General features: G+C 56.4%; 24 protein-coding genes. 2 read left to right on the forward strand and 22 right to left on the reverse strand.

The features are described 5' to 3' along the window. Positions 1-416: 416 nt before the first annotated feature. From G5533_RS17030 to G5533_RS17040, 3 genes are all read right to left on the reverse strand, one after another. Entirely contained in the window at positions 417-587 is a 171-nt protein-coding gene (locus G5533_RS17030; protein WP_005340467.1) for a XapX domain-containing protein, read from the reverse strand. A gap of 125 nt (positions 588-712) precedes the next feature. Then, entirely contained in the window at positions 713-1,987 is a 1,275-nt protein-coding gene (locus tag G5533_RS17035; protein WP_019445565.1) for a NupC/NupG family nucleoside CNT transporter, read from the reverse strand. Between the two features lie 222 nt (positions 1,988-2,209). Next, positions 2,210-2,983 carry a TatD family hydrolase gene (locus G5533_RS17040; RefSeq protein WP_421206090.1) on the reverse strand — a complete coding sequence of 258 codons (774 nt, stop codon included), beginning with the start codon at positions 2,981-2,983 and terminating at the stop codon, positions 2,210-2,212. Between the two features lie 41 nt (positions 2,984-3,024). Between G5533_RS17040 and tppF the strand changes: the two genes are divergently transcribed. Then, entirely contained in the window at positions 3,025-3,642 is a 618-nt protein-coding gene (gene tppF, locus G5533_RS17045; protein WP_421231207.1) for a type IVa pilus pseudopilin TppF, read from the forward strand. A 324-nt stretch (positions 3,643-3,966) separates the two neighbouring features. Here the strand turns inward: tppF and luxS are convergent, their stop codons facing one another. The 8 genes from luxS to G5533_RS17085 all read right to left on the reverse strand — a co-directional run bounded on the left by luxS (position 3,967) and on the right by G5533_RS17085 (position 11,579). Continuing rightward, positions 3,967-4,476, reverse strand: coding sequence for an S-ribosylhomocysteine lyase (luxS, locus tag G5533_RS17050; RefSeq protein ID WP_033135492.1), 510 nt, complete (start codon positions 4,474-4,476; stop codon positions 3,967-3,969). Positions 4,477-4,494: 18 nt separating this feature from the next. After that, positions 4,495-5,097 carry a transglycosylase SLT domain-containing protein gene (locus G5533_RS17055; RefSeq protein WP_041233948.1) on the reverse strand — a complete coding sequence of 201 codons (603 nt, stop codon included), beginning with the start codon at positions 5,095-5,097 and terminating at the stop codon, positions 4,495-4,497. A 50-nt stretch (positions 5,098-5,147) separates the two neighbouring features. Continuing rightward, positions 5,148-5,486 (reverse strand): nitrogen regulatory protein P-II, encoded by a 339-nt coding sequence (glnB, locus tag G5533_RS17060; RefSeq protein WP_005308848.1) that lies wholly within the window; start codon positions 5,484-5,486, stop codon positions 5,148-5,150. Positions 5,487-5,495: 9 nt separating this feature from the next. After that, on the reverse strand, positions 5,496-7,118 hold the full coding sequence (locus G5533_RS17065; RefSeq protein ID WP_421202917.1) for an NAD+ synthase: 1,623 nt from the start codon (positions 7,116-7,118) through the stop codon (positions 5,496-5,498). A gap of 73 nt (positions 7,119-7,191) precedes the next feature. After that, positions 7,192-9,300, reverse strand: coding sequence for a type IV pilus modification PilV family protein (locus G5533_RS17070; RefSeq protein ID WP_266134752.1), 2,109 nt, complete (start codon positions 9,298-9,300; stop codon positions 7,192-7,194). 8 nt (positions 9,301-9,308) lie between these two features. Then, positions 9,309-10,415, reverse strand: coding sequence for a PilX N-terminal domain-containing pilus assembly protein (locus tag G5533_RS17075; protein ID WP_441255123.1), 1,107 nt, complete (start codon positions 10,413-10,415; stop codon positions 9,309-9,311). Between the two features lie 4 nt (positions 10,416-10,419). Further along, the gene (locus tag G5533_RS17080) at positions 10,420-11,007 is read right to left on the reverse strand and encodes a PilW family protein (RefSeq protein ID WP_216954532.1); all 588 of its coding nucleotides are present in this window, start codon (positions 11,005-11,007) and stop codon (positions 10,420-10,422) included. Between the two features lie 20 nt (positions 11,008-11,027). Further along, positions 11,028-11,579 carry a GspH/FimT family pseudopilin gene (locus tag G5533_RS17085; protein ID WP_266134750.1) on the reverse strand — a complete coding sequence of 184 codons (552 nt, stop codon included), beginning with the start codon at positions 11,577-11,579 and terminating at the stop codon, positions 11,028-11,030. 95 nt (positions 11,580-11,674) lie between these two features. Here G5533_RS17085 and G5533_RS17090 point away from each other — a divergent pair, with 95 nt between their 5' ends. Continuing rightward, complete coding sequence (locus G5533_RS17090; RefSeq protein ID WP_100654566.1) at positions 11,675-12,064, forward strand: type IV pilin protein; 390 nt, start codon at positions 11,675-11,677, stop codon at positions 12,062-12,064. Positions 12,065-12,067: 3 nt separating this feature from the next. Here G5533_RS17090 and tppA read toward each other — a convergent pair whose 3' ends face one another. The 11 genes from tppA to ribF all read right to left on the reverse strand — a co-directional run bounded on the left by tppA (position 12,068) and on the right by ribF (position 24,280). Continuing rightward, complete coding sequence (gene tppA / locus G5533_RS17095) at positions 12,068-12,469, reverse strand: type IVa pilus pseudopilin TppA (RefSeq protein ID WP_100654567.1); 402 nt, start codon at positions 12,467-12,469, stop codon at positions 12,068-12,070. A gap of 8 nt (positions 12,470-12,477) precedes the next feature. Further along, positions 12,478-15,798, reverse strand: coding sequence for a pilus assembly protein (locus G5533_RS17100; RefSeq protein ID WP_266134749.1), 3,321 nt, complete (start codon positions 15,796-15,798; stop codon positions 12,478-12,480). A 10-nt stretch (positions 15,799-15,808) separates the two neighbouring features. Beyond that, positions 15,809-16,285, reverse strand: coding sequence for a pilus assembly PilX family protein (locus G5533_RS17105; protein ID WP_441255125.1), 477 nt, complete (start codon positions 16,283-16,285; stop codon positions 15,809-15,811). Positions 16,286-16,296: 11 nt separating this feature from the next. Continuing rightward, on the reverse strand, positions 16,297-17,397 hold the full coding sequence (locus G5533_RS17110; RefSeq protein WP_441255126.1) for a PilW family protein: 1,101 nt from the start codon (positions 17,395-17,397) through the stop codon (positions 16,297-16,299). Further along, entirely contained in the window at positions 17,394-17,789 is a 396-nt protein-coding gene (gene pilV / locus G5533_RS17115) for a type IV pilus modification protein PilV (RefSeq protein ID WP_272950156.1), read from the reverse strand. Before pilV ends, G5533_RS17110 begins: the two co-directional genes overlap by 4 nt. A 14-nt stretch (positions 17,790-17,803) precedes the next feature. Further along, positions 17,804-18,307: a type IVa pilus pseudopilin TppE gene (gene tppE, locus G5533_RS17120; protein ID WP_441255127.1), complete on the reverse strand. Its 504-nt coding sequence runs from the start codon at positions 18,305-18,307 to the stop codon at positions 17,804-17,806. Positions 18,308-18,563: 256 nt separating this feature from the next. Then, entirely contained in the window at positions 18,564-19,499 is a 936-nt protein-coding gene (gene ispH / locus G5533_RS17125; protein ID WP_216952856.1) for a 4-hydroxy-3-methylbut-2-enyl diphosphate reductase, read from the reverse strand. After that, positions 19,499-19,951, reverse strand: coding sequence for an FKBP-type peptidyl-prolyl cis-trans isomerase (gene fkpB / locus G5533_RS17130; protein WP_042059691.1), 453 nt, complete (start codon positions 19,949-19,951; stop codon positions 19,499-19,501). The genes ispH and fkpB overlap by 1 nt, the downstream gene beginning before the upstream one ends. Continuing rightward, positions 19,948-20,445 carry a signal peptidase II gene (gene lspA / locus G5533_RS17135; RefSeq protein ID WP_005340447.1) on the reverse strand — a complete coding sequence of 166 codons (498 nt, stop codon included), beginning with the start codon at positions 20,443-20,445 and terminating at the stop codon, positions 19,948-19,950. The genes fkpB and lspA overlap by 4 nt, the downstream gene beginning before the upstream one ends. Further along, a complete protein-coding gene (gene ileS, locus G5533_RS17140; RefSeq protein WP_441255128.1) occupies positions 20,445-23,306 on the reverse strand; it encodes an isoleucine--tRNA ligase in 2,862 nt (953 codons plus the stop codon). Before ileS ends, lspA begins: the two co-directional genes overlap by 1 nt. After that, positions 23,306-24,280, reverse strand: coding sequence for a bifunctional riboflavin kinase/FAD synthetase (ribF, locus tag G5533_RS17145; RefSeq protein ID WP_236353766.1), 975 nt, complete (start codon positions 24,278-24,280; stop codon positions 23,306-23,308). Before ribF ends, ileS begins: the two co-directional genes overlap by 1 nt. Positions 24,281-24,427 lie beyond the last annotated feature (147 nt).

Consider the following 24,427-nt stretch of genomic DNA (forward strand, 5'->3'; position numbering starts at 1 on the left):
CCAAAGTCTCGATTTAATCCAGATAACCGGGCACCACCATACCATCCAGCGATGGATGCACAGGCAGTAATCCCCAGCTATACGGGAATGGAATTACAGTGCGAAGGCACCGGCACTATCGGGATGCTATTCAAAACACCCTGCAGGCACTGCGACTGTAAATAAGGCAAGAGCCCTGTCACTTTCTTACAAAAGTGCGGACTTGGTTCCATGAAGACTTGAGAATGGCCGACAACATCTGACCCGACTTCCCAATCAATTCCATTTGACCGCCAACACCCGATTTCATCGAGTATTAGTCATTGCCAGCACCCTGCTGGCAACGCCTATTTCAGCCGAGATACCCCCTGTTTGCAAGCCAGATTTGCCAATTTCAGAGGTACCTCACATCTGGCAAATCCAGGTCTATAAAAGCCTTACGAAAAGAAACGAGTCAGGATCCAGGAGTAGGCCAATCCCCCCAGATAGACCCCGACGATCCCCATTACCCCGGATAAAACGGGAGGCGCCGGGATCGGCAATTTGAGGAAAGAAAACAACAAACCAACTATAAAGCCGGCCACCATCGCCAGTAGCACTTCATTCATATAACCTCCGATTTGACTCATTTTATTATTAGTTTAGATAGGAAAACGGTTGTCACCGCTCCATACACGAACGCCACGGCAGATGCCGTGGCGTTCGTGTTTATACCCTGTCAGTCAGGCGGCGATTACATGCCGGACAGTGCCAGGAAGAAGCCTGCGATAGTGGCAGACATCAGGTTGGACAGAGAGCCAGCCAGTACGGCTTTCAGACCAAAGCGTGCAATGGTGCCGCGGCGGTTCGGCGCCATGGACCCCAGACCACCCAGCAGGATGGCAACAGAGGAGAGGTTGGCAAAACCACACAGCGCGAAGGAGATGATCGCCTTGGTGTGATCGGACATGGCCACACCGTTGATCAGCACTTCGTCTTTCAGGTACGGAGCAAAGTTCAGGTAAGCCACGAACTCGTTCACTACCAGCTTCTGACCGATGAAGGAACCGGCAACCACTGCTTCATTCCAGGGCACACCGATCAGGAAGGCCAGCGGGGAGAAGATCCAGCCCAGCAGCAGTTCCAGAGAGAGTTGCGGATAACCGAACCAGCCACCCACACCGGAGAAGATGCCGTTGATCATGGCGATCAGACCGATGAAGGCCAGCAGCATGGCGCCGACGTTCAGGGCCAGTTGCATACCGGCAGAAGCGCCAGCAGCAGCAGCGTCAATGACGTTGGCAGGCTTGTCATCCAGCTCGGCATCGGCAGAGCTTTCATCGTAGTTCGGGGTCTCGGTCTCGGGAACCAGCAGCTTGGCGAACAGCAGACCACCCGGTGCAGCCATGAAGGAGGCAGCAATCAGGTACTCCATCTTCACGCCCATGGAGGCGTAACCGGCCAGTACGGAACCGGCAACGGAAGCCAGACCACCACACATGACGGCGAACAGCTCGGAGTCAGTCATCTTGGAGATGTAGGGACGAACCACCAGCGGCGCTTCGGTCTGACCGACGAAGATGTTGGCAGTTGCAGAGAGGGATTCGGTGCGGGAAGTACCCAGTACTTTCTGCAGACCGCCGCCCAGCAACTTGATGACCATCTGCATGATGCCCAGGTAGTAGAGCACTGCAATCAGGGAAGAGAAGAAGATGATGACCGGCAGAACACGGAAGGCAAAGACAAAGCCGCCGCCACCGAACACTTCAAACATCTTGTTGCTGACCAGACCGCCAAACAGGAAGTCGATCCCGTTCTGGCCGTAGCTGATCACGCTGGATACCGCGTCGGACACGCCGACCAGGATATCGCGACCAACCGGAACATAGAGAACAAACGCCCCCAGACCGGCTTGAATTGCGAACGCACCGACAACGGTACGGACGTTGATTGCCTTGCGATTGCTGGAGAACAGCACCGCGATAAGGACGAGCGTCGCCATCCCTACCAGACCCATGAACAAATTCATTATTATCTTCCTCTAGTAGCACCTGGCTTGTTAGCGAGTTGTTATTAAACCCAACTAATCAAGGGGAGCGCATTATACTAATTAAAGTCCGATAAAATAGAATGCTGGTCACATTTTATCGTTATCAAAATGTCCAAGTGTCACAAAATTAGACAGCAAACGATTTTTACGCTCATTTTTTTTTCTGACAACTAAATCAGGTGTTGCGAATTTGTTTCGTGGCTATTGGTCGTGATGGAAAATATGCCGGGCAGTTTCAAATAACACCTTGGTAACATCCGCCGATGATTCCTCCCGCAAGGTCATCAATATTTCCGCTATTTTCGGCAGCGCTTCCGGGGTATTCCGGGTGCCTTGTGCGCCTTGTAAGGGTATATCGGGCGAATCGGTTTCCAGCACCAGGGCCTCGAGCGGCATGGCCCGAAATACCTCTCGCGTCTTGTTCGCCCGTTCAAAACTGATTACCCCGCCCACCCCGAGTCGAAAGCCCAGTTGCCAGAAGGCCTCCGCCTGCTGCAACGAACCGCTGAAAGCATGGATCACCCCGCCACGTGGCGGCTTGAAGCGGCGCAACAGCTTGGCCACAGTGTCATTAGCGCGCACCGAGTGGATCATCAGGGGGAGCCCGGCATCTGCAGCCAGCCGGATCTGAGCCTCAAACAGCGCAAGCTGCCCCTCCTGCGGCACGTGAGAACGGAGGTCCAGCCCGCACTCACCAATGGCCACCAGCCTGGCAGGTTGACTCATCACCAACGCTCGCAGCCGTTCCATCACCCCCTCCCGCTGCTCACCGGTATACCAGGGATGAATGCCCAAACCATAAAAAAGTCCGTCATGCTGATCTGCCAGTGCCATCACACGAGTCCAGTTATCCTCTGCGATGGCAGGAATGATATACTGCGTCACCCCTAATGCCCGGCAACGGGCCAGCAGCGCCTCCCTGTCCTGGTCGAACACCGGAAAGTCGAGATGGCAATGGGTATCTATCAGCTGCATATCACTCACACCTGTTTGCGGTATTTAATGGGTCATTGAACATGATGAACAACAGAAACAACGGCTTTACCCTGATTGAACTGGTGTTGGTGATCATAGTGCTGGGGATCCTGGCCGTCACCGCCCTGCCACGCTTTATCAATATCAAGGATGATGCCCTGAAAAGCACGGTCTCGGCGACTGCTGGCAGCTTTGCCAGTGCAGTTCAACTGGCAAATGCCGGCTGGTCGGTGAAAGTGAAGGGGGAGTCTATCGGGCTCTACAACTTGAGTAGCTTTGGCAAAGGCGATCTTGATATTAATCGCTATGGTTGGCCTGTAGGCACGAAAGAGGACTATAACCAAGCGCCAGATACAACATTTCCACCTGGCTCTAACGAAAACCAGATCTCTGTTAACAACGAAGATGACTGCAAGCTACTCTTCACTGGATTACTTGATACAGAGCAGACTGTTCCTGACTTAGACAATAACAACACTGAAACTGACTATAGTTCCGAACTTATTATTGCAGATGACCAAACTGAGATCGGAGGGTTAGAGCATCACAACTGCCGCTATATCCTGCGTGATTCTATCGGCCGCTTCCCGGAGCACCCCGACGGCCTCGGCTTCGAGTACAACAGTGTTACCGGTGCCGTGACCCGCAATTTTGATTGAGCTCAGCCTCTTCTGCGCAAGCTCGCTCTTTGCTTGAGTCCTCATCATAACGAACCGGTGTGCAGCAGCGCCGGTTCTCCTGAGTGAGCCCCCACTCCTCGCACCACGCATCGTAACGGGCCAGCCAACGCAGCAATACCCCTTTCATCATCACACCTCCGCCAACAGGTTCAGGTCAAAAACCATCCTAATCAGAGTCGACAAGGGGAGCAAGCCATCACCATTTTTGCGGTCGGTCGAGATAGAAAGAGCCGGTCAGCATGGCTGACCGGCTCTTTTAAGATTCCCTGAAGAGGTTATCAGATGAGCGATAGCTCATCCGCCTCAAAGGCTCTTCAGTTTCTCTTCCGGCAGAGCCAGCTCGTCGTTGTGGTTGACGCCGATACCGCGCTCCAGCACATGACGGGCGATGGCGTGGGCCTCTTCCAGCGAGTGCATGCTGTAGGTACCACACTGGTATTCGTTCAGCTCGGGGATCTTGCCCTGCTCCTGCACGGTCAGCACGTCGCTCATGGCGGCCTGCCAGGCGGCGCCAACCCGGGCTTCGTCTGGTGCGCCGATCAGGCTCATGTAGAAGCCGGTACGGCAACCCATGGGGGAGATATCGATGATCTCCACGCCGTTGCCGTTCAGGTGATCACGCATGAAGCCGGCAAACAGGTGCTCGAGGGTGTGGATGCCGCGCTCGGAGAGGATCTCCTGGTTCGGCACGCAGAAACGCAGGTCGAACACGGTAATGGTGTCCTTGTTCGGGGTCTGCATGGTCTTGGCCACACGCACCGCTGGCGCTTCCATACGGGTGTGGTCAACGGTAAAACTGTCCAATAACGGCATTTCTGACTCCTGATTTGGTTACCAGAACCAGCCCCCACGGGAGAGCTGATCCTTGCATTGACGGTACTGGGCGCCGTAGCGCTGGGCGCGAGCTTCCACCTTGCGAGAGGTCTTCATCAACCACCCCTTGCTGCGATAGCTGCCACGCCGGTAGCCACCCCACCCTTCGTGATAGTTGAGGTACTGGCCATAGGCATCCCACTTGGAGGTGCCATTGAGCCGCTGGGCTTTGTTAGTGTACCAACCCATAAAATCGATGGCGTCGGCAAAATCATCGCGGTCACTCCAGCTGTTGCCGGTTTCCCGCTGGTAATCCGCCCAAGTTTCATCTTTGACCTGAGCATAACCATAAGCCGAACTGGCCCGCCCGGTCGGGATGAAGAGGAAATACTGCATCGGCGGCTGAGCATCATGTACGTACGAGGACTCCTGATACATCATGGCCATCACCACATGGATCGGCGTCCCCCACTTCTCGTTCATCTTGAGCGCGGCCTTGTGCCACTCCGGCTTCTCGCGAAAGATCTGGCACAGGTTTTCCGGCTGAGCCGGCGGGCGGGTACTGCACGCAGTGAGTACTGCCAGCAGGCCTGCCACCGCCACGATGCGCTTTCGGGACATCAGAGCAGAACTTGATTTGCTCTCCTGAACATAACGAGGCAAAAACGACATCAGATAGCGTCTTCGTTCTCTTCGCCGGTACGGATACGAATGACACGCTCCACCTCGCAGACGAAGATCTTGCCATCACCAATCTTGCCGGTACGGGCGGTGTTCTGGATCGCTTCCAGACAGGCATCGAGATCCTCGTCCTGCACCACCAGCTCCACCTTCACTTTCGGCAGGAAGTCGACCATATATTCGGCGCCGCGATAGAGCTCGGTATGGCCCTTCTGGCGGCCGAAGCCCTTGACTTCGGATACGGTCATACCGTTGATGCCGATCTCGGCCAGGGCCTCGCGCACATCGTCCAGCTTGAACGGTTTGATGATGGCTTCAATCTTCTTCATGGTGACTCCTTACCAGTTCTGTTTGCCGAACCCGGATGTAATGGGGTAACGGCGATCCTTACCAAAGTTGCGAGCCGTAATGCGGGGCCCGACCGCCGCCTGACGGCGCTTGTATTCGTTGAGATCCACCAGGCGGATCACCTTGCGCACCACCGCTTCCTCGAAGCCCTCGGCCACCATGTCGGCCACGGACGCATCCTCTTCCACATAACGCTTGAGGATGGCATCGAGGATGTCGTATGGCGGCAGACTGTCCTGATCCACCTGATCCGGCGCCAACTCTGCTGAAGGGGGGCGGTCGATAACCCGCTGCGGGATCACATAGTCGACCGAGTTGCGATATTCGCACAACTTGAAGACCAGCGTCTTGGGCACATCTTTCAGCACGTCAAAACCGCCAGCCATGTCACCGTACAGCGTGGCATAGCCAACAGCCATTTCACTCTTGTTGCCAGTGGTCAGCACGATACGACGACGTTTGTTGGAGAGCGCCATCAGCAGCACGCCGCGGCAGCGGGCCTGCAGATTCTCTTCGGTCGTATCGCGAGCGGTACCTTCAAACAACGGCGCCAGCTGGGTCATAAATCCTTCGAACATCGGCTCGATGGAGATGATGTTGAACTCAACCCCCATCCGCTCAGCCTGCTCCTTGGCATCTTCCACACTCATCTGGGCGGTGTAGCGGAACGGCATCATCACCGCTTGCACCTTGTCGGCCCCGATGGCATCGGCCGCGATGGCCAACGTCAGCGCCGAGTCGATGCCGCCGGATAGGCCCAGCACAGCGCCGTGGAAGCCGTTTTTGGTAACGTAGTCGCGCACTGCCAGCACCAACGCCTTATAGGTCTCGGCCAACGGCTCCAGCGGTGCAGCGGGTTCCCGCGCCTTCACTGGCTGGCCATCGGCAAAACGTACCAGCGCCAGCTCTTCGGCAAACGGGGCCAGCTTGTGAGTCAACTCGCCCTGGCTGCTGAACACCTTGGAGCAGCCGTCGAAAATCAGCTCGTCCTGACCGCAGACCTGATTGAGGTAGACCAGCGGCAGACCGGTCTGATCGCAGCGCTCGGCCATCAGCTCGCGGCGGATCCAGGGTTTTTCCTGATCATAGGGCGAGGCGTTGATGGTGAGCAGCAGCTCGGCCCCCGCAGCCTTGGCGGCCAGCGCCGGGCCAGGCTGCCACAGGTCTTCGCAGATGAGTAGACCCAGATTGTGACCACGGAAGGGAACCACACAAGTCTCGGCCGCGGCGGTGAAGTAGCGCTTCTCGTCGAATACCCCGTAGTTGGGCAGGTCCTGCTTGAAGTAACGGGCAATCAACTTGCCTCGCTCATAGAGGGAGGCTGCGTTATAAAGAGCCTCACCTTCACGCCAGGGATGCCCGACCAAAATGGCGCAGTTGCCCTGCCATTCGGCAATGCGAGCCAGCGCGGCATCGACCCGCATCATCAGATCGGCGCGCAGCAGCAGATCTTCCGGTGGATAACCGGTCAGGGCCAGCTCGGAGCAGACCAGCAGATCGGCACCTTGCTGCTCGGCCTGAGCCGCCGCAGCGAGCACTTTGTCAGTGTTATCTTCGATGGCGCCTACCGTCAGATTCAACTGGGCAAGCATCAGAGAGAGGGCTTTTGCCATGGCGATGCATCTTGTATTCGAAAATGATGGGGAATGATAAAGAAAAGGCGCTGGCTGTGCCAGCGCCCCGGATTCAAGGGGTACAACTTAGATTGGCCGCATTGGTTACACCATTATCCACCAGCAGGGCACAAGGACCACTAATCACCTGACCGTTGGCGGGTGGCGTCATGGCGATGCTGAGGGAAGCTGGTTTCAACAAGTAAGTTTTATTTCCCTGTGCACTGTAGGAGAAGTTCACCACCAAGCTACTATTTTGCGCTGCCGTACAGACATAGGTAGCCGGCTGGTTGTTAGCCTGGGGTTTATCAATACGGCAAGTAGCCCCCGTAGTTGTGGTACTGACATTCAAGCCACCGAAGGTATTTTTGCTGCAAGATACTGGCGCAGTATTGTTGCCATTCCCCTGCTCAAGACACTCGATCCGTCCCGATACCGTGAGAGTTGGCACAGTCTGGGAGCTGGTATCGATCGAGATAGGCATGGTGGCGACCTTGGCCTCACTTCGATCTACCGGTGAGATAAGTGAAGCTGTGATCCCCGAGTTACCTTGGTAGGCCGTCACCTTGATCGATGCACTTTGCAACACGTTGGATGCATCCTTGGTGCTCTTCTTGGCGGACAAATAACCACGGCTGTAGCTACCAAAATAATAGCTGCCAAGATCAACGACTGTCTTGACAGGCTCGTTGGTCACACCGACATAGTCAGAGGCACTGCCAGTCAACTGGCCACTCAATGGCACCAAGCTCCACTCCGCCAGCATGGTCAGATTGATATCCTGAAACGGAACCTTGGCCAACAGATCCTGAGAGGTCAGATCGAGCTTCGAGAGACTGTCCGGCGAGAGCAGATCCACGTAGATACCTCTAGCAATCAACTGGGCGGTCCCCGTATTCATGGTGATCTTGGTGCTGGTATCTCCCCCTGTCGCAGCATTGGCAGGCAACCAATCCGCAAATTCGGTGATCGTCGGCGGCGTGGCCGTGGGGTTTGCGGTCCAGTTGAGGGTGTTTTTCTGCCAGGTGATGTAGGTAGTAACTACGTACTTGATGTAGTTCTGATAGCTGGTCTGGTTTGCGGGCTTGGCAAGAAAATCAGCGCTGGTCACGACAACTTTGATCAGGTTCCAGTCAGGCAGCGGGCGATAGTAACCATCAAGTCTGACAAAGCGGCAGGCATCCACATAATCGCCACTATTGACCGATGAGAGGCCACTGTTGTAACGCAGTCGACTGGTATTGAGTGGAGCGTAAAACTGTTCGAAACTGCTGCCGCTGCCATCGAAATGATCCTTGCAGCAACTGGTGCAGAGACTCGGTTGATCTCTGACACTGCTGTTGAGTACCCCGGTCTGCTTGGTAACCTGGGAGCCCACATTCCAGTACAACAGGTTGCTGCTGGTCAAAATGGCCTTACCGGGCAGGTAGGCATTGACACTCGAGCCATAACTGCAGGAACAGGAGACCGATGCCAGATCCTGCAGCACCTGTTGAGTATTGCCACCATTGTCTGGCTTATAGGTAACAGTCTCGAATTGCACCAGTTTGCCAACAGAACCATCCTTGGAGGTCACGGTGGGCAATGGCTTGCTGGTCTCTTGCTTGCGCCCTTCCTGGTCAATCTGGATGGAAATGACATCGGGCGCGACCCCGGGGGTATAAACCACATGGGGCGGCTCACGACTGGTATCCAACCCCCCGTTAAACTGATTCTGGGTTAATGACTCAACAGGCGATACCGCACCGGAAAGCAACAAGGAATGGGACTGCCCGACGCTGTCGCTCCAACTGACAGTGACATTGACCACCTTTCGGCCAGGATAGGCATGCAAATAACCCGCCGGGATAGCCGTCTGCCAGCCAGAGCCATTCCAGTACTGATTACTGACGCTCCAACTAAGGGCATAAGTCCCACCGCCATCAGGAGGTGTTGCCGAACTGGAACCTGCCGCGATACTGTTATAAGCAGTAAGCGGTGAAACCGCGCTTACCACTCCATTGAAGGTACGAAACGCATCCAGTTTTGACTCCGCCAGACGCATGGCTACCTCATAACGGCGGCTATCCTGGGAGGTATTGAGCAACGAACGAGACATAGCCACCAGTCCTGCGACCCCCACTCCCAGCAGAACCAGGGTGATCAAAATCTCTAACAGCCCAAATCCCTTGTGCGGTTTCATACATGCTCCTACCAGTCGCGCCAGCTACCAGGCACCAGATTGATGCTCTGAAACGCAGCTCCATTTTCGATATTGCTCAACACCGCCTGATCATACTTGGCATCAAAGGTGCCGTTAGCCGTTTTGCCCAGTTGATAGTTGGCCACCACGGCACCGTTGACGATAGCCCCCCCCTTCAAGCTGATATCAGTAGTCGCCGTAGCAGGCGTGGATGAATAGGCAAACACCAGCCCATAGAGGGTAGCGCTCCCATTGACCATCAGATTGCCATTGCGAACGATGAGTACCACGGGCGCAGCAACCGAGCCGATAGACCCACCCGGTTTGCAGTCTCCATCGACGATAATCAGGCCGCTTGAGGCGGTCGAGAGCGAGTCGCAATTATTCAACCGTTGTACTGCTCGTGACTCCAGATTGGCCCACCCCGTAGCGTCATCATTCTCGTTAAACAGATACCAGACCAGGTCTGTGGGGAATGCCGTATCATTATCTTTGATGTCCGACTGCTTATCACCCTTCTGGCTAATGTAGGTACTACACCCGCCGCTGTAGTCTCCCTGGTGGCAAGTCTGACCAGAACCATTGGTCAAATCCACATTGCCATTCGTCCAGACAGATAACGGAACCCCTGGCCCCCCACCGTTAGGGTTGGCCACCACAGTGAAGTTGCCGGATACTGCCATACCACCGGCAACTGTCAGGGGGGCTGCGGGAGTGCCGGCCAACACGCTTATCTTGATGGCCTTCACCTCAACCTCTGCATTGGCGGTACTGTCCACCAGGGTTGCCATAGTGCGCACTTTAACCGGAACTACGTTCGCCCCACCGACAATCACGGTCGGTTCCTCCAGAGCCCACAGGGTATAATTGCCAGCCGAAACAGTGATAGATATACCGCTACTGGGGGTGCGCCAAGCTGCATCCTGCGCAAGCCGTCCGACCCCATCCGAGAGACCCAGCTCGGCCAGTGCCAACGCCTGCCGGTACTGTACTTCATTAAGACTGACACGACGGTCAGCAACCATCAGCTTGCCCACCAGCAAAGAGATGCCAAGCAGGATCACAATAAGCAGCAGCGTAATAGTGAATGTGGTAAAGCCAAGATAACGTTTCATGGCATCAATACCCGTCGTTACGCAGCTTGATATCACGCTGCAAGGTGAGTTTAAGTGCACTATTTGCCTTTAACTGACCCGATATGGCCAAGCGCACCGTTCTCGCGCCAGCCGACGCACTGCTTCCAAGCAGCGAAAAAGTGAGGTCAGTCACCTCAATGGTGTCATCGGTACTGAGTAAATTCCCCGTGCTGCAACTGGTACCGAGCTGCACCCCTTTGTCGGTACTGTCGTAGCTGTAAATAAAGATCTCATTGGCACCGAGGGTTCCATTGTTATCATCATCGTATTTCAGCCGGATACAGCGATAAATCTTGGAACCAGTGATCGTCTCATTCATCAGGTCGCTGCCAGTATCAAAATAGAAGGGGGATCTGGAGCCTGATGCAGCATTGAGAAACACAGTAGCTCCCTGATCGTAACCAGTTCGCTGTACATCACGGGCAATCATGTCCGTGATACTTTGCAGCTCCTGATTTAGACGACTTACCTGCATCGATGTTTGATTGGCCTTGAGAATAGTGGCGAACAAGGATGTTACGGCTGCGACCAAAAACAGACCTGCGACCATGGCCACCATTAACTCGACGATGTTAAAGCCTCGTGCCAGACCTAATCGCATGGAGAGCTCCCCGTGACTGGCTCGGTTCTCACTCGCCCATTTGTGGCAATAATAACCCTGTGCTCAGAGGTCCCGTTCTTCAGACAAATAGAACCATTGCCCAAACCGCCACTGCCGTGAAGATCTTTGAATGAGCCTCTACGGTTATTGATTTCAAGAGCATTTTCAGAACCGGATAATTCATAGTTTGTCGTCAGAGTAATGCCGTTAAACTCGCTGGCATCAACGCCCTTGCGACCTTCAATAACAGAACATGAATCCGAGCAGCTATTACATGCCGAATCAAGAGCGATGCGATAGCACCAATTGGCCTGCCCCGCATTGAATATCTTGAAGATTATCGGCTTATTACGTTTGATAGCCTCAGACTTGAGCAGCATGATATCCGTGTAAACGGCTTGGGTAGCCGCCTTGACCATCTGCTCCTGGCGCAATGACTGATAACTGGGGATGGCTACGGTTAGCAGCAGGGCGACCAGAGCCATGGCGATCATCAATTCAATCATGGTAAAACCGGCTGAGCGCCCCTCTGCGAATTCCATTGGCTAAAGACTCCTTTCTTTTCGCACATGCCAGTAGAGTATGATGTCAGTACTATCCTATAGTATCTATCTGTTTAACGAACCCTGCCGCGCCCATGAGAATCAAACAATCCGGAATCACCCTGCTGGAATTGATGGTGGTCGTTGCCATCGTTGCCATCATTGCCGCTGTCGCCTACCCGAGCTTTACTGACGGTCTGCGTAAATCTCGTCGAGCCGATGCCATCAAGGGCTTGCTGACCATGCAGCTCAAACAAGAAGAATTTCGCATCTCCAATGCCAGTTACAGCAGTGCGATAGCCAGTGTGGGCAACCCAACCAGCGATTACTACACCTTTAGCATTTCTGGCGCCAGCGCCACCGCCTACACACTAGTGGCCACCAGCAAGGGGGCCCAGGTCGGCGACAAGGCCGGCAATACGGCCTGTGATACCCTGACTATCAACAAGGCCGACATCAAGACGCCTGCCGAGTGCTGGAACTGAACGCTACCAGCATTCGGTGGCTGTCATGGTGGCTCGTGATACCCCCTGCAGTCCGCTCTGATCGAGAGTCAACAATCCACAGGGATCGCCATTCATCACACCTGTCGGAATGGCGGTCAGGGTATAACGGGCCCCACTGGCATTGAGCGCTACATTGTAATACGCAGCCCCCCCATCCCTCGGCAGGGTCGCCAAGCCGGCAGAGGCTAGGTTACCGGCGTCGTAATTGCCATTGGCAGTAAACTCCCGCTCCAGATATTGCGCCGCTTCCAGCAACACTGCCTTGGCTTCGGCCCGCTTGGCAGCCGCCATGTAGTTGTTGTAACTGGGATACGCGATCGCGGCCAGAATGGCGACCACTGCGACCACTATCATCAACTCAATCAGGGTAAAACCACGTTCCATGCCAACCTCTACTCCAGTTGCAACCAGGACTGGCGGCCACCCAGATCGCCTGCCCCCTCTTCCAGCGTGACCGAGATATTTCCGCTGGAGCCGCTGATATATTTGCGCTCCATCTCGGCATCTTCCACTACGCTTGGCGTCGTGGTGAGCTCATCAAATTGCTTGCCGCTGACCGGCACCTTGATGTCATTGCCGGCTTCATCCTCGATCGCGACGTAATCATCATCGTTGACGGCCCCGTCGCCGTTAACATCAAACACCGAGTAGGTGAGTCTGGCCCCCGAGATGGGATCCAGCTCCATCAGCCAGGAGCGGCCACCAAAGTCACAGGCATCCGCCGACGGGATCAAGGTATTGAAGATCAATCGCTTATGCCGATATAGCATCTCGGAGACGGCCCGCTCACCGACCCCCTTGCTCAAGCTTGGCGATTTCAATAGCAGATACCAACCCTTTTGGCTGGTGTAATTGACATTCCGGTTGGAGACAACCCTCACGTTGAACTTGATAGTGGTGCCGTTGGCCACAAACTCATGGGTGATGCTCTGCTGCAACAGCTGGCTACTGAGCACGGTAGCCCCCGTATCCCAGATACCGTACACCGCTTCCAGCCTCGGCGTGGCGGGAACCAGTTTGTCATCATTGGTAAAATAACTGCCAGTCCCCATCATCACCATAACCCCCCCTTTAGGGTGCCGAATAGCCAAAGGACGCATGGTGATCGGCTGACGCGTACCGGCACTGCAGCTGCCATTACAAGCCTGGAACAGCGGCTTGGGCTTGTTGCCCGTTTTCAAAGCACTTCCCCACTGGGCACTGTTTTTGTCAGTCAGATCGAATTTCCACAGATTGCCGTGCAGGTCACCGGCATAGACATAGTCGACAACCCTGTCCCCGTCTTGATCTACCGGCAAGGGGGAAGATAGACCGTTGGGCTCGCTGGAAGACCCTACCTCGGTATCAATCTCTTTGATGATGGCGCCAGTCGCCAGATCCAGCACAAACAGCCTCGCAGTCTGACTGGTGCTGTTGTAACCATTCGCAACCAGAGCAACCCATTTGTTGTCGGCTTTGACCCGCACCAGAGTGGGTGCCGCCAGTGCAACCCCCATTTCGCTATCGGTGAACTCCCACAGCATCTTGTCGGCGGTGAAGTTATCCGGGGCCGTCACATCGATGGCAAATACCGCCTTGCCACCGGCACCGGTGGATCCCAGCAAGATGCTCTTCCAGCGACTGCCCAGATAGGCATCGCCTACCCTGGGCGTCCCATCCACATAGTAGCGATGGCTGTAATTCGGTCTGGTCAACTGATTCAGCTCGCCCAGCAGGCTGGACGGGATATAGGCCAGTCGCTCGACACCGTCGGCGACTCGAAATCCGTGCAGCATACCGTCATTGGCACCGACATAGAGCATGGGTGGGCGCCGGGTAATCGCCGTCGAGCTTAGAAAAGCTTGGTAACCCTCCCGCTCGGTCTGGGTCAGACCGGCTGCACTGCTGTAACCGTAATCACGCTTGCCCACGTAGACGGGATCAGAATTGATGATGTCGCCGAGCAGATCACTACGATTACGAAACGCACCACCATTGCGCTGCTCACCACTGCGATCACCGCGCAGATAGGCGACACGGCTTTCTCCCTGGTTGTCACCAGCGACATTGAATAGAGCCCGGTTGGTCACATTCAGCGTATCCCAACGAAAGGGGATGCCGACACCATCTTGCCGGGTGAAGATATTGCGTGCCGAAGGCTCGGGGATTAAGGTAGCGGCATCCCAAGCGATCTCCCCAAGGGTGCCATCGCTGTTCAGCGGGATCGAGACCAGTTGCCCCGACCAGTCGCCGCTGTTGTAGCGGGCCTGGTAGATGTGGGTATTGCTGTCCAGCCGGGTTGCGTTGGCGGTCACTGAACTGGCTGAGCTGTTACGGGCGGCAATCTGTGCCAGCGTACTGCTCAGGGCTGCGGCGAAGGTATCCGGATCCGCCGCGCTGAAAAAGCTCCCCTTGCTGTTGACAGCCGCATGCCACAGATCGTCGATCTTGAACTCATCGGAATCATAAGGATTCGGCCAACTGCCCGGGATACCGTTGGCAGGATTGAGCGACCCGTTGACCCCGAGTCCGACGGTAAAGTTGACCAGATGCTGCCAGTTGGCAGGATCCGCCGTGCTGGCCGGCACCTTGTCGGCCAAATCGGCACGCAGGTCGGTTTTCCAGTATTTGAAGGCCACGTCCGCCAAGGTGTTCTTGATGCCATCCAGGTCCTGATCGCCGACCGAGGGCGAATCCCCGTTCCAGTAACCATCAGTCATCAGGATGTTGTAGCTCTGGCGGCAAGTCAGATGAGGAAGCGTGCTGCCGGCACGGGCAGACCAAGGGCCATTATTGTCACTGCGGGAAAAATACTCCCCAACCTCTTTCAGACCGGTACGCAGCGGTGTCCCCTTCGCCAAAATATCGCGGCCATACAGTTCATTGAAAAATGCGCTTCTGTCGGTACCCGAAAAAGGGGTGACACCACGAATAACACTATCCTTGGCATTGATGGTGGCAAAGCCGACCCGAATTCCCTCTCCCTGACTGGCAAAAGCTCGTCCCACGCCTGCCCGAGCAGCCAAAATCCGCGAGCGGTAATAGGTATACCAGTTGGCAAAATTCTGGATCTCTTCGTCATAGCTACAAACGGGAGCGTTTTTGCAGTCACTGCGATTGGAACGGTCACCATATGTTTTGCCAGACTGAATTTCCACTCGGGTATAGCTGTTTGCCAGCTTCACATTACCGCTACCCTTATAGTCGAAATAGACAGCCGGCCAGAAACTCTCGTCACGGTTGAAATAATAAGGAGAAAAATCAGTGTAATAGATGGCCCACCAAGCCCGATTAGTTTCAGTCAGGTTGCGACAACCGGCCGCCGTCTTCATAGGGTTGTGAGGGGCACAGGTCACTTTGGCATTGGCCATCAAGGAGCCATCCGCATTGGCCCAGGGACGATAGGTCAGCTGCGGGTTGTAATAGAGCTTGTTGTTATGGCTGGAGCGCACGTAGGCATTGCGGGCGTTGTCGCTGGCAAAGGTGATCGTATAGTTGTCGTAATCATCACTCCCGTAGACTTGGCTAGCGCGTGGATAGACATAACGCGCATCGTTCTCGATCAAGGACTCGGGCATGATCTCGAAATGCATCGAACCCGAATCATCTAGGGTAAACATGATATTGGGATCGGCCCGGGTGCCGAGATAGAGGGGAACCTGGGCAATATCGAGCGCCGCCTGTGCCGAAGCACAGCAGAGCATCACCGAAAGGCCAAAACCAAGTTTGCCCATACACCGCCTCCTAGCGACTATAGGTCGATTGCAACAGCACCCGGCTCTCGTCAGAGAGACCAAATCCCCTTGCAGTAATACGATATAGACGACGCTCACTGATGGGCTCATCGACTGCCAGATCCTCGCTCCCCCCCTGGGTATAGGGCAACCGTTCGATAAAGTATTCGGGAGCGCGCCCCGCCAGACCACTGTTGGTATAGGTACGCCAAGCGATCGAAGGGGAGGCAGGATCCACCGCGGTGTCGATAAATTCATACAGGCCCGCGCTGTTGTCATAGGGACCCGAGTTGCCAGCCTCGATATAGCGCTCGGCAGCGCGCAGGCCCGCTTCTGCCGCCTGCAATGCCTGCAGCGCCTCTTTCTGGTTACCCGCCATCTTCTCTTGCAACTGCGCCCCACGCATACTGGCCATACCCAGCAGGCTCACCATGACCAGAAAAATCAGGCTGATCACCAGCGCCATCCCCTGCTGTCGATCCATCATGACTGGGCTCCTCAAGGTAGCCGGTTGCGCAGCGCAACTGTGGTTTCGGCGACCCAGTACCAGTTGCGATCGGTCGCCCGGAAGGTGGCTCCGGCAAAGCTAAGGGCCTGCGGAGACGACACCACATTGCCTTGGTTACTGCGCATAAGAAGCTGTACTCCAATCCCCAGTACATTGTTCCAGTTTGGATTGCTGGCGGCGCTCACATAGCGATCTGCCGCCCGATCCCGGTTCTGATCCTCGCCGAATGTAAGTTGCATATTGGCCACCCCTTCGATAAGGGGCATACCTGCAGCCACCCCGTTCTTGCGATAAAGCGCGTAGGGGCTGCTGGCAGAGGGGCGGGCGATATAGTAGAGACGGGTTTCCACCCTGTTCACGACCGAGCCAAGACCGAATCGCTCCTCGGGTGGGCTGCTGGCCCCCCCCCAGGAACTGCTGGCATTGCCTGGCGTATATTTGTTGTCATTGGAGTGGACGATATTGACCTCACGCCCCCCTGCCACGCCCTGTACTTTGGTGACCTGAAATATTCTGGCCTTCTGACAGTCGGAGACCATGACAATATCTCCCTCGCACAGATCGCTATAACCCTGTGCGCCGGAACCACAATAGTCGGCCTTGCTGGATAGCTGCTGCACAAACAGCTGGGCGGCACTGTTATGATTATCACGACTGAGCGGAACCCCAACCCCAACCGGCCCCTGAACCAACAGGATATCGCTGCCCGGCATGGGTCTGGGCTCGGAACCGCTGAACAGAGCAGACAGCTCGGCTGGCAAAGTGGACGTCACATTGTCGTAACCACGCAAAAAGGTGGTGAAGTTGTAGGGCTGTGCCGTACTGTTATTGAGGGTATTGGTGATATTGACCCCCTGTTTGCTGAGACACCCCTGATAGCCCACCATACGCAGCTCTTTTTGCAGCAGATTGGTGGCAAATCCGCTATCTTCCCGCACCCGGGCAATGGCCTCGCCAGTGAGATAGGTTTTGTGATTGCCGAGAAACACCTGAATCATGACCCCCACCGTTATCAGCGAGAGCACCAAGGCGATCATCACCTCGACCAAGCCGATCCCGTGCTGGTGTAGCGGCAAACCGTTCCTGCTCATAGGTCCGTCCTCAGGATCATGCTGCGCGACGCAGGATCAGTCGACAGCCGACTGCTATCCCACTGAATAGTGATGGTGGCCCTTCCGGCACTGACCGATACGGCGCCATCGCCACCTGGTAGCTCGGCTACGACCCGCTTCCAGTGTTGCAGATCCTGAACCGCCATAGAGCTACCCGAGACAGTTTCGCCCAAGTCGATATTGTATTGCCCGTTCAGAGCCGCGCTGCGATTAGCCCGCATCATGTCGTTGATCATGTATGCATACTGGGTCGCCTCGGTACGCGTCAGCGCCGACTGGTTACTCTTGAGAGCCTGCAGTTGCAGAGTCGCCATGCCCAGAATACCGATGGAGAGCACCAGTACCGAGATCATGATTTCAAGCAGTGACAAACCCCGTTCTCGCATCATGGGCAGCTAGCCTCGGTAATGGAAGGGCGACCAGCCACTGTGATGTTGATATCACGGGAGGGCTCATTCCGACACTCATCAGGACGCAGGGAAAATACCCGTGCCAACGGAGTGCGGCCATCAAGAAAACCCTCGCTATTAAAACGCAGCAGGGAGGTATTGCTGCTCAATACCCCGCCCCCCATGTCGGGAAAGCCTCGCAACAACTCACCATTATCCAGTATGCCGTTACCGTTGCCATCGGCCCAGATCTGCCAGCCAGCCTCCCAGTGATGCTGGGTCAGGTTATCGGCAGAGGCGGAGAGGGTCACTACCGTGTTGCGGCGAATGGCTTCTGAGCGGGCAAGGTTGATGGCCGCAACAAAGTTGTTAGCCTGAGTATTGAGAGAAATAGTGCGCAGCAAAGCGTTGAAGGAAGGAACCCCCAACGTGAGTAACAAAGAGACGAGCGCTATGGTGACCATAAGCTCGATAAGGCTAAAACCTGAACGCAAAAACATCCTGTTTCGCTCTGATTTGTTCCAGGAGGACAGACACACTCCATGTGTGCTAAGCCAGAGTAAGGGCTTGCTGGCAGTCTATGCCGGGCACTTGGTGTTTCAATCCCGGCAATGCAAAAGTTCGAGCTGCATCATCAATTTTCGCTGCAATCTGGTTGCGAACATGAAAATAGGACTCGTTAGAGCCAAAAAAAAACAAAGCCACCTCAACGAGGTGGCTCTGGCAATAAACCGACATCCAGCGAGATGAGAGGGATCAGAGGATCCGCAGCTCTGGCGGCACTTCAAACACCACGTTCTCTTCACGGCCTGGATGCTCGGCGACCACCTTGCCACCCAACTCCCGCAGGCGTGCAATCACAGACTGCACCAGCACCTCGGGAGCAGATGCGCCAGCAGTGACGCCGATCGCCTTCACCCCTTCCAGCCAGCTCGCCTCGATCATCGACGCATCGTCGATAAGATAGGCTCTGGCACCCACCTTCTCGGCCAGCTCGCGCAGACGATTGGAGTTGGAGGAGTTGCGAGACCCCACCACCAGCATGGCGTCCACCAGCCCCGCCATCTCCCGCACCGCATCCTGACGGTTCTGGGTGGCATAGCAGATGTCATCCTTGCGCGGCCCCTGGATCTTGGGGAAGTGCTTGCGCAGCGCATCGATCACATCAGAGGTCTCGTCCACGCTCAGGGTGGTCTGGGTGACAAAACAGAGGTCATCCGGATTCTTCACCTTGAGCCTAGCGACATCTTCCGGCGTCTCCACCAGATACATGCCACCCTCACGGTTCTCGTACTGACCCATGGTGCCGATCACCTCGGGGTGGCCGGCATGACCGATAAGCACGGCTTCTGAGCCCTTGCGGCTGGCGCGATGAACCTCCATGTGCACCTTGGTCACCAGCGGACAGGTGGCATCAAATACCTTGAGGGCGCGGGACTTGGCCATCTCGCGCACTGTCTTGGCCACGCCGTGAGCAGAAAAGATGACGATGCTGTCGTCAGGCACCTCGTCCAGCTCCTCGACGAAGACAGCGCCCGCATCTTTCAACTTGTTCACCACATACCGGTTATGCACCACTTCGTGGCGGACATAGATGGGGGCACCGAACTTCTCCAGCGCGCTTTCGACAATACTGATGGCGCGATCGACACCGGCGCAAAAACCGCGAGGGTTAGCGAGCAGAATATCCATTAATGCACCTTCTCCTCATCATCAACGCCCAGGATCTCCACCTCGAAGGTGACGGTATGACCGGCCAGCGGGTGGTTGAAATCGACCGTCACCGACATCCCGGCTACCGCCCGGATGATGCCCGGCAGCTCGCTGCCATTGGGCTGATCGAACAGGATGATGGTGCCGACTTTTGGCTCCACATCGGCGCCAAATTTGGCACGGTCGAGATGGTAGATATTGTCGGGATTGGAGAGACCAAAGGCCTCTTCCGGCGCCAGAGTAAAACTCTTGCTCTCCCCTTCGCACAGGCCCAGCAGACACTGCTCGAAGGTGGGGGTCAGGCTGCCATCGCCCATCCGCAGGCGGGCTGGTTTGCCGTGCAGCGCCGTGCTGTCGGCAACCGAGCCATCTTCCAGCTTGATGGAGAAGTGGAACAGCACGCTGCTGTTAGCGGTGATCTGCTGGCTCATGCCTGCTCCTTTTTCTCACCACGGAAACCGTCCAGCACGATCATGGCGGCCCCGATAAAGATAAAGCTGTCGGCCAGATTGAATGCCGGCCAGTGCGCACGCTGCCAGTAGAAGTCGAGGAAATCGACCACATGGCCCAGCACCAGTCGATCAAAGACGTTGCCGAGGGCGCCACCGATGATGAGTGAATAGGCGATACCGCTCCAACGCTGGGTCACCGACTGCTTGCGCAGCCAGTGGATCAGCAATCCACAGATGGCAAAAGCCAGCACCGCGAAGAACCAGCGCTGCCAGCCCCCCTGATCAGCCAGAAAGCTGAATGCGGCGCCCTTGTTGTAGACGTGAACCAGGTTGAAGAAGGGGGTGATCTCCACCCCCGGGTAACCAAATGGCAGCAACTTGACCACGGCGAGCTTGCTCGCCTGGTCCAGTACAAAGGCCAGCACTGCCAGCCACAGCCAACGCAGGCCGCTTTTATGTTGAGTCATGTTCATCAGGCAAATTGACGAGTTTCGCCGTCACCCTCAACGTTGGTCACACAGCGACCACAGATCTCTTCGTGACCCGCGATGGTGCCCACATCTTCTACATGGTGCCAGCAGCGGTCGCACTTGGCGGCAGCAGACTGGGCCACGCTCAGCCACAGGTCATCACGCTCGGTCGCCACAGAGCCTTCCGGCGCAGTGTCAGCCACCACCACCTTGGCTTTGGAGGTGAGCAGCACGAAGCGCAGCTCATCGGCCAGGGCATTCAGGCGTGCAGCCAGCTCCGGCTTGGCGAACAGGGTCAGCTCGGCCTGCAGGGAACCGCCGATGCGCTTCTCGCCACGAGCCACTTCCAGCGCCTTGTTCACTTCACCACGCACGGTGAGGATCTCGGCCCAGAACTCGTCGTTGAGGGTTTCACCCGCTTCCAGCCCGAACAGGCCGTCGTACCACTCTTCGGTGAAGACGAACTCGCCGCGCTCACCCGGCAGCAGGGCCCAGATTTCATCAGCGGTGAAGCTCATAATCGGCGCCATCCAGCGCACCATGGCCTCGGCGATGTGATAAAGGGCGGTCTGGCAGGAGCGACGGGCCAGGCTGTCGGCCTTGGCGGTGTACTGGCGATCCTTGATGACATCCAGATAGAAGGAGCCCATCTCGATGGAGCAGAACTGCATCAGCTTCTGGGTTACACCGTGGAAGTTGTACTCGTCGAATGCCGCCATGATCTCGGCCTGTACCGCTTTGGCACGACCCACAGCCCAGCGATCCACCACTACCATGTCGGCAGGTGCCACCATGTCGGTCGCCGGATTGAAGCCGTTCAGGTTGGCCAGCAGGAAGCGGGCAGTGTTGCGAATACGACGATAAGCATCGGCAGAGCGCTTGAGGATCTCGTCGGAGACAGTCATCTCGCCGGTGTAGTCAGTGCTCGCTACCCACAGACGCAGGATGTCGGCACCCAGCTTGTTCATCACGTCCTGCGGGCTGACCACGTTGCCGATGGATTTGGACATCTTGCGACCCTGACCATCAACAGTGAAACCGTGAGTCAGCACCTGGTTGTACGGGGCCTTGTCTTTCATGGCCACGCCGATCATCAGGGAGGACATGAACCAGCCGCGGTGCTGGTCAGAGCCTTCCAGATACATGTCGGCTGGCTTGCCGTTGAACTCGGGACGGGAATCAACCACGGAGGCATGGGTAGAACCGGAGTCAAACCAGACGTCGAGGGTATCAGGTACTTTCTCGTAGTTGTCGGCATCGGCACCCAGCAGCTCCGCCTTGTCCAGATCCCACCATGCCTGAATGCCGGACTGCTCGACCCGCTTGGCTACTTCGTGCATCAGGCGCACGGATTCCGGGTGCAGTTCCTGGGTCTCTTTATGGACGAACAGGGAGATGGGCACACCCCAGGTGCGCTGACGGGAGATACACCAGTCAGGACGGTTCTCGACCATCGCCTGAATGCGGTTTTTACCCCAGGCCGGTACCCAGCCGCTCTGGCCTTGCTGGGCAATACCGTCCTTCTCGATGCGCTCGATCTCTTCCAGTGCGCGCTTGCGCAGACCCTTCTGCTCCATGCTGATGAACCACTGTGGAGTAGCACGGAAGATGATCGGGGTCTTGTGACGCCAACAGTGCGGATAGGAGTGGTTGAACACCTTGTGATGCAGCAGGGCGCCGCGCTCGGTCAGCACTTCGATCACGGAGGCGTTGGCCTTGAACACATGCTGACCGGCAAACAGTTCGGTATCCGGCAGGTAAACACCGTTGCTGCCAACCGGGTTGGCCACTTCCAGACCGTACTTCTGGCCGACCACGAAGTCTTCCTGACCGTGGCCAGGTGCGGTGTGAACGGCACCGGTACCGGCATCCAGGGTGACGTGATCACCCAGTACCACAGGCACATCGAAGCTGTAGAAGGGGTGGTTGAAGCGCAGCTGCTCGAGCGCGGCCCCCTTGGCATAGCCCAGATTGTGGAATTTCTCGATACCGGCGCGATCCATGACGTCCTTGACCAGCTCTGCGGCCAGGATCAGACGCTCGGGGTGCTCACCTTCAACCTGCACCAGTGCGTAATCCAGATCGGCGTGCATGGCGATGGCGCGGTTGGCTGGCAGGGTCCACGGAGTGGTGGTCCAGATCACCGCAGAGAGCGGGCCCTTGCCGGTGTGGCCTTCGGCGCAGTCAAACTTGGCGGCAACGGTCGCCTCATCAACAGCCTTGAAGCGCACATCGATGGAGGGGGAGTTCTTGTCGTAGTACTCAACCTCGGCTTCAGCCAGCGCGGAGCCGCAATCGGTACACCAGTGCACCGGCTTGGAGCCTTTGTGCAAGTGGCCGTTTTCAACGATCTTGGCCATGGAGCGGATGATGTTGGCTTCGGTGCCAAAATCCATGGTCAGGTAGGGGTGTTCCCAGTCACCCAGCACACCCAGACGGATGAAGTCGGTCTTCTGCGCTTCGATCTGGGTCTTGGCGTATTTGCGGCACTCGGCACGGAATTCGGCAGCGGAAACCTTCTCACCCGGCTTGCCGACCATGCCTTCCACTTTCAGTTCGATAGGCAGACCGTGGCAATCCCAACCCGGCACATAGGGGGAATCAAAACCGGAGAGGCCCTTGGACTTGATGATGATGTCTTTGAGGATCTTGTTGACCGAGTGACCGATGTGAATATTGCCGTTCGCATAGGGGGGGCCATCATGCAGAATGAAAGAAGGCTTGCCCGCTTTGGCGCGGCGAATAGCGCCGTAGAGATCCTGATCGTACCAACGTTTCAGCATGTTGGGTTCGCGCTTGGCCAGATCGCCACGCATCGGAAACTCGGTTTCCGGAAGATTCAGGGTGTGTTTATAGTCGCTCATCAGTCCTGGGTTCCCTTCTTTTCTAAAAGAGTGCTGGGTAAATTGAATTGTGGCAGCCCGAACCAGGCTCGGGCCGCCAGGGCATCTCGTTCGATCTGCTCTTTCAAGGCAGTGAAAGAGGCAAACTTCTGCTCTTCGCGCAGCTTGTGGCGAAGCAGCACCTTGACCTGCTGACCATATAGATCACCAGAAAAATCAAATAGATGTACTTCCAATCTGGCTTGTGTACCGCTCAAGGTCGGCCGTACACCCACATTGGCTACACCGGGGAAGGTCTTGCCGGAACATATCACTTCCACCGCAAACACGCCACCGACCGGGATCACCTGACGCTTGAGGGCCAGATTGGCAGTGGGAAAACCTATGGTGCGCCCTAGCTTGTCGCCGTGGGCCACCCGGCCGCTGATGCTGTAGGGGCGGCCAAGCATCAGCTCCACCTCCGCCATCCGGCCCGCCTTAAGGGCTTCACGCACCAGGGTGCTGCTGACCCGCTGCCGTTCGAGCTGGAAGCTCTGGGTGCTGATCACCTCGAAACCGAAGCGATGGCCCGCCTCCTCCAGCAGGTGGAAATCCCCTTCCCGCCCCTTGCCGAAGCGAAAATCATCGCCGACCACCAGATAGCGCACCCCGAGCTTCTCCACCAGCAACTGCTCGATGAAGGTCGAAGCCGCCTGCTCGGCGAAGCGGTGGCTAAAGCGCACGCAGAGCATGCGATCGATATCCAGCCCCTGCAGCGCTTCGTACTTTTCCCGCAACCGGCTCAGCCGGGCGGGCGCCGCCGTGCCGGCAAACAGCTCCAGCGGCTGCGGTTCAAACAGCATGACGCAGGCGGGCAATCCCAGCTGGGCCGCTTTCTCCTTGAGACGTGCCAATACCGCATGGTGACCCTGATGAACCCCATCAAAGTTGCCAATGGTTAATACACATCCCCGGTGACGGGGCTTGAGATTGTGAATGCCGCGAATAAGCTCCATCAGTGCCTTGTGCGTTGCTGCCATGGAAATCGGCGGATTATATATCAGGCAGCAGGCAGGGTCAGCCCTCATAGCCTGATTTCAACTATCCGGGCCCAATCCCGCCCCTTGGCGGTGCCATGGGGCACTATCCCCATGACGCCACAG

The organism is Aeromonas sp. A600620, assembly GCF_029479985.1.
In the GTDB taxonomy this organism is placed as follows: Bacteria; Pseudomonadota; Gammaproteobacteria; order Enterobacterales; family Aeromonadaceae; genus Aeromonas; species Aeromonas veronii_A.

Bases quoted from the DNA above. Each gene is read 5' to 3' on its own strand.
- G5533_RS17030 (WP_005340467.1), bottom strand. From the start codon at position 587: ATGAATGAAGTGCTACTGGCGATGGTGGCCGGCTTTATAGTTGGTTTG.
- G5533_RS17035 (WP_019445565.1), bottom strand. From the start codon at position 1,987: ATGAATTTGTTCATGGGTCTGGTAGGGATGGCGACGCTCGTCCTTATC.
- G5533_RS17040 (WP_421206090.1), bottom strand. From the start codon at position 2,983: ATGCAGCTGATAGATACCCATTGCCATCTCGACTTTCCGGTGTTCGAC.
- tppF (WP_421231207.1), top strand. From the start codon at position 3,025: ATGATGAACAACAGAAACAACGGCTTTACCCTGATTGAACTGGTGTTG.
- luxS (WP_033135492.1), bottom strand. From the start codon at position 4,476: ATGCCGTTATTGGACAGTTTTACCGTTGACCACACCCGTATGGAAGCG.
- G5533_RS17055 (WP_041233948.1), bottom strand. From the start codon at position 5,097: ATGTCCCGAAAGCGCATCGTGGCGGTGGCAGGCCTGCTGGCAGTACTC.
- glnB (WP_005308848.1), bottom strand. From the start codon at position 5,486: ATGAAGAAGATTGAAGCCATCATCAAACCGTTCAAGCTGGACGATGTG.
- G5533_RS17065 (WP_421202917.1), bottom strand. From the start codon at position 7,118: ATGGCAAAAGCCCTCTCTCTGATGCTTGCCCAGTTGAATCTGACGGTA.
- G5533_RS17070 (WP_266134752.1), bottom strand. From the start codon at position 9,300: ATGAAACCGCACAAGGGATTTGGGCTGTTAGAGATTTTGATCACCCTG.
- G5533_RS17075 (WP_441255123.1), bottom strand. From the start codon at position 10,415: ATGAAACGTTATCTTGGCTTTACCACATTCACTATTACGCTGCTGCTT.
- G5533_RS17085 (WP_266134750.1), bottom strand. From the start codon at position 11,579: ATGGAATTCGCAGAGGGGCGCTCAGCCGGTTTTACCATGATTGAATTG.
- G5533_RS17090 (WP_100654566.1), top strand. From the start codon at position 11,675: ATGAGAATCAAACAATCCGGAATCACCCTGCTGGAATTGATGGTGGTC.
- tppA (WP_100654567.1), bottom strand. From the start codon at position 12,469: ATGGAACGTGGTTTTACCCTGATTGAGTTGATGATAGTGGTCGCAGTG.
- G5533_RS17100 (WP_266134749.1), bottom strand. From the start codon at position 15,798: ATGGGCAAACTTGGTTTTGGCCTTTCGGTGATGCTCTGCTGTGCTTCG.
- G5533_RS17105 (WP_441255125.1), bottom strand. From the start codon at position 16,285: ATGATGGATCGACAGCAGGGGATGGCGCTGGTGATCAGCCTGATTTTT.
- G5533_RS17110 (WP_441255126.1), bottom strand. From the start codon at position 17,397: ATGAGCAGGAACGGTTTGCCGCTACACCAGCACGGGATCGGCTTGGTC.
- tppE (WP_441255127.1), bottom strand. From the start codon at position 18,307: ATGTTTTTGCGTTCAGGTTTTAGCCTTATCGAGCTTATGGTCACCATA.
- ispH (WP_216952856.1), bottom strand. From the start codon at position 19,499: ATGGATATTCTGCTCGCTAACCCTCGCGGTTTTTGCGCCGGTGTCGAT.
- fkpB (WP_042059691.1), bottom strand. From the start codon at position 19,951: ATGAGCCAGCAGATCACCGCTAACAGCAGCGTGCTGTTCCACTTCTCC.
- lspA (WP_005340447.1), bottom strand. From the start codon at position 20,445: ATGAACATGACTCAACATAAAAGCGGCCTGCGTTGGCTGTGGCTGGCA.
- ileS (WP_441255128.1), bottom strand. From the start codon at position 23,306: ATGAGCGACTATAAACACACCCTGAATCTTCCGGAAACCGAGTTTCCG.
- ribF (WP_236353766.1), bottom strand. From the start codon at position 24,280: ATGGAGCTTATTCGCGGCATTCACAATCTCAAGCCCCGTCACCGGGGA.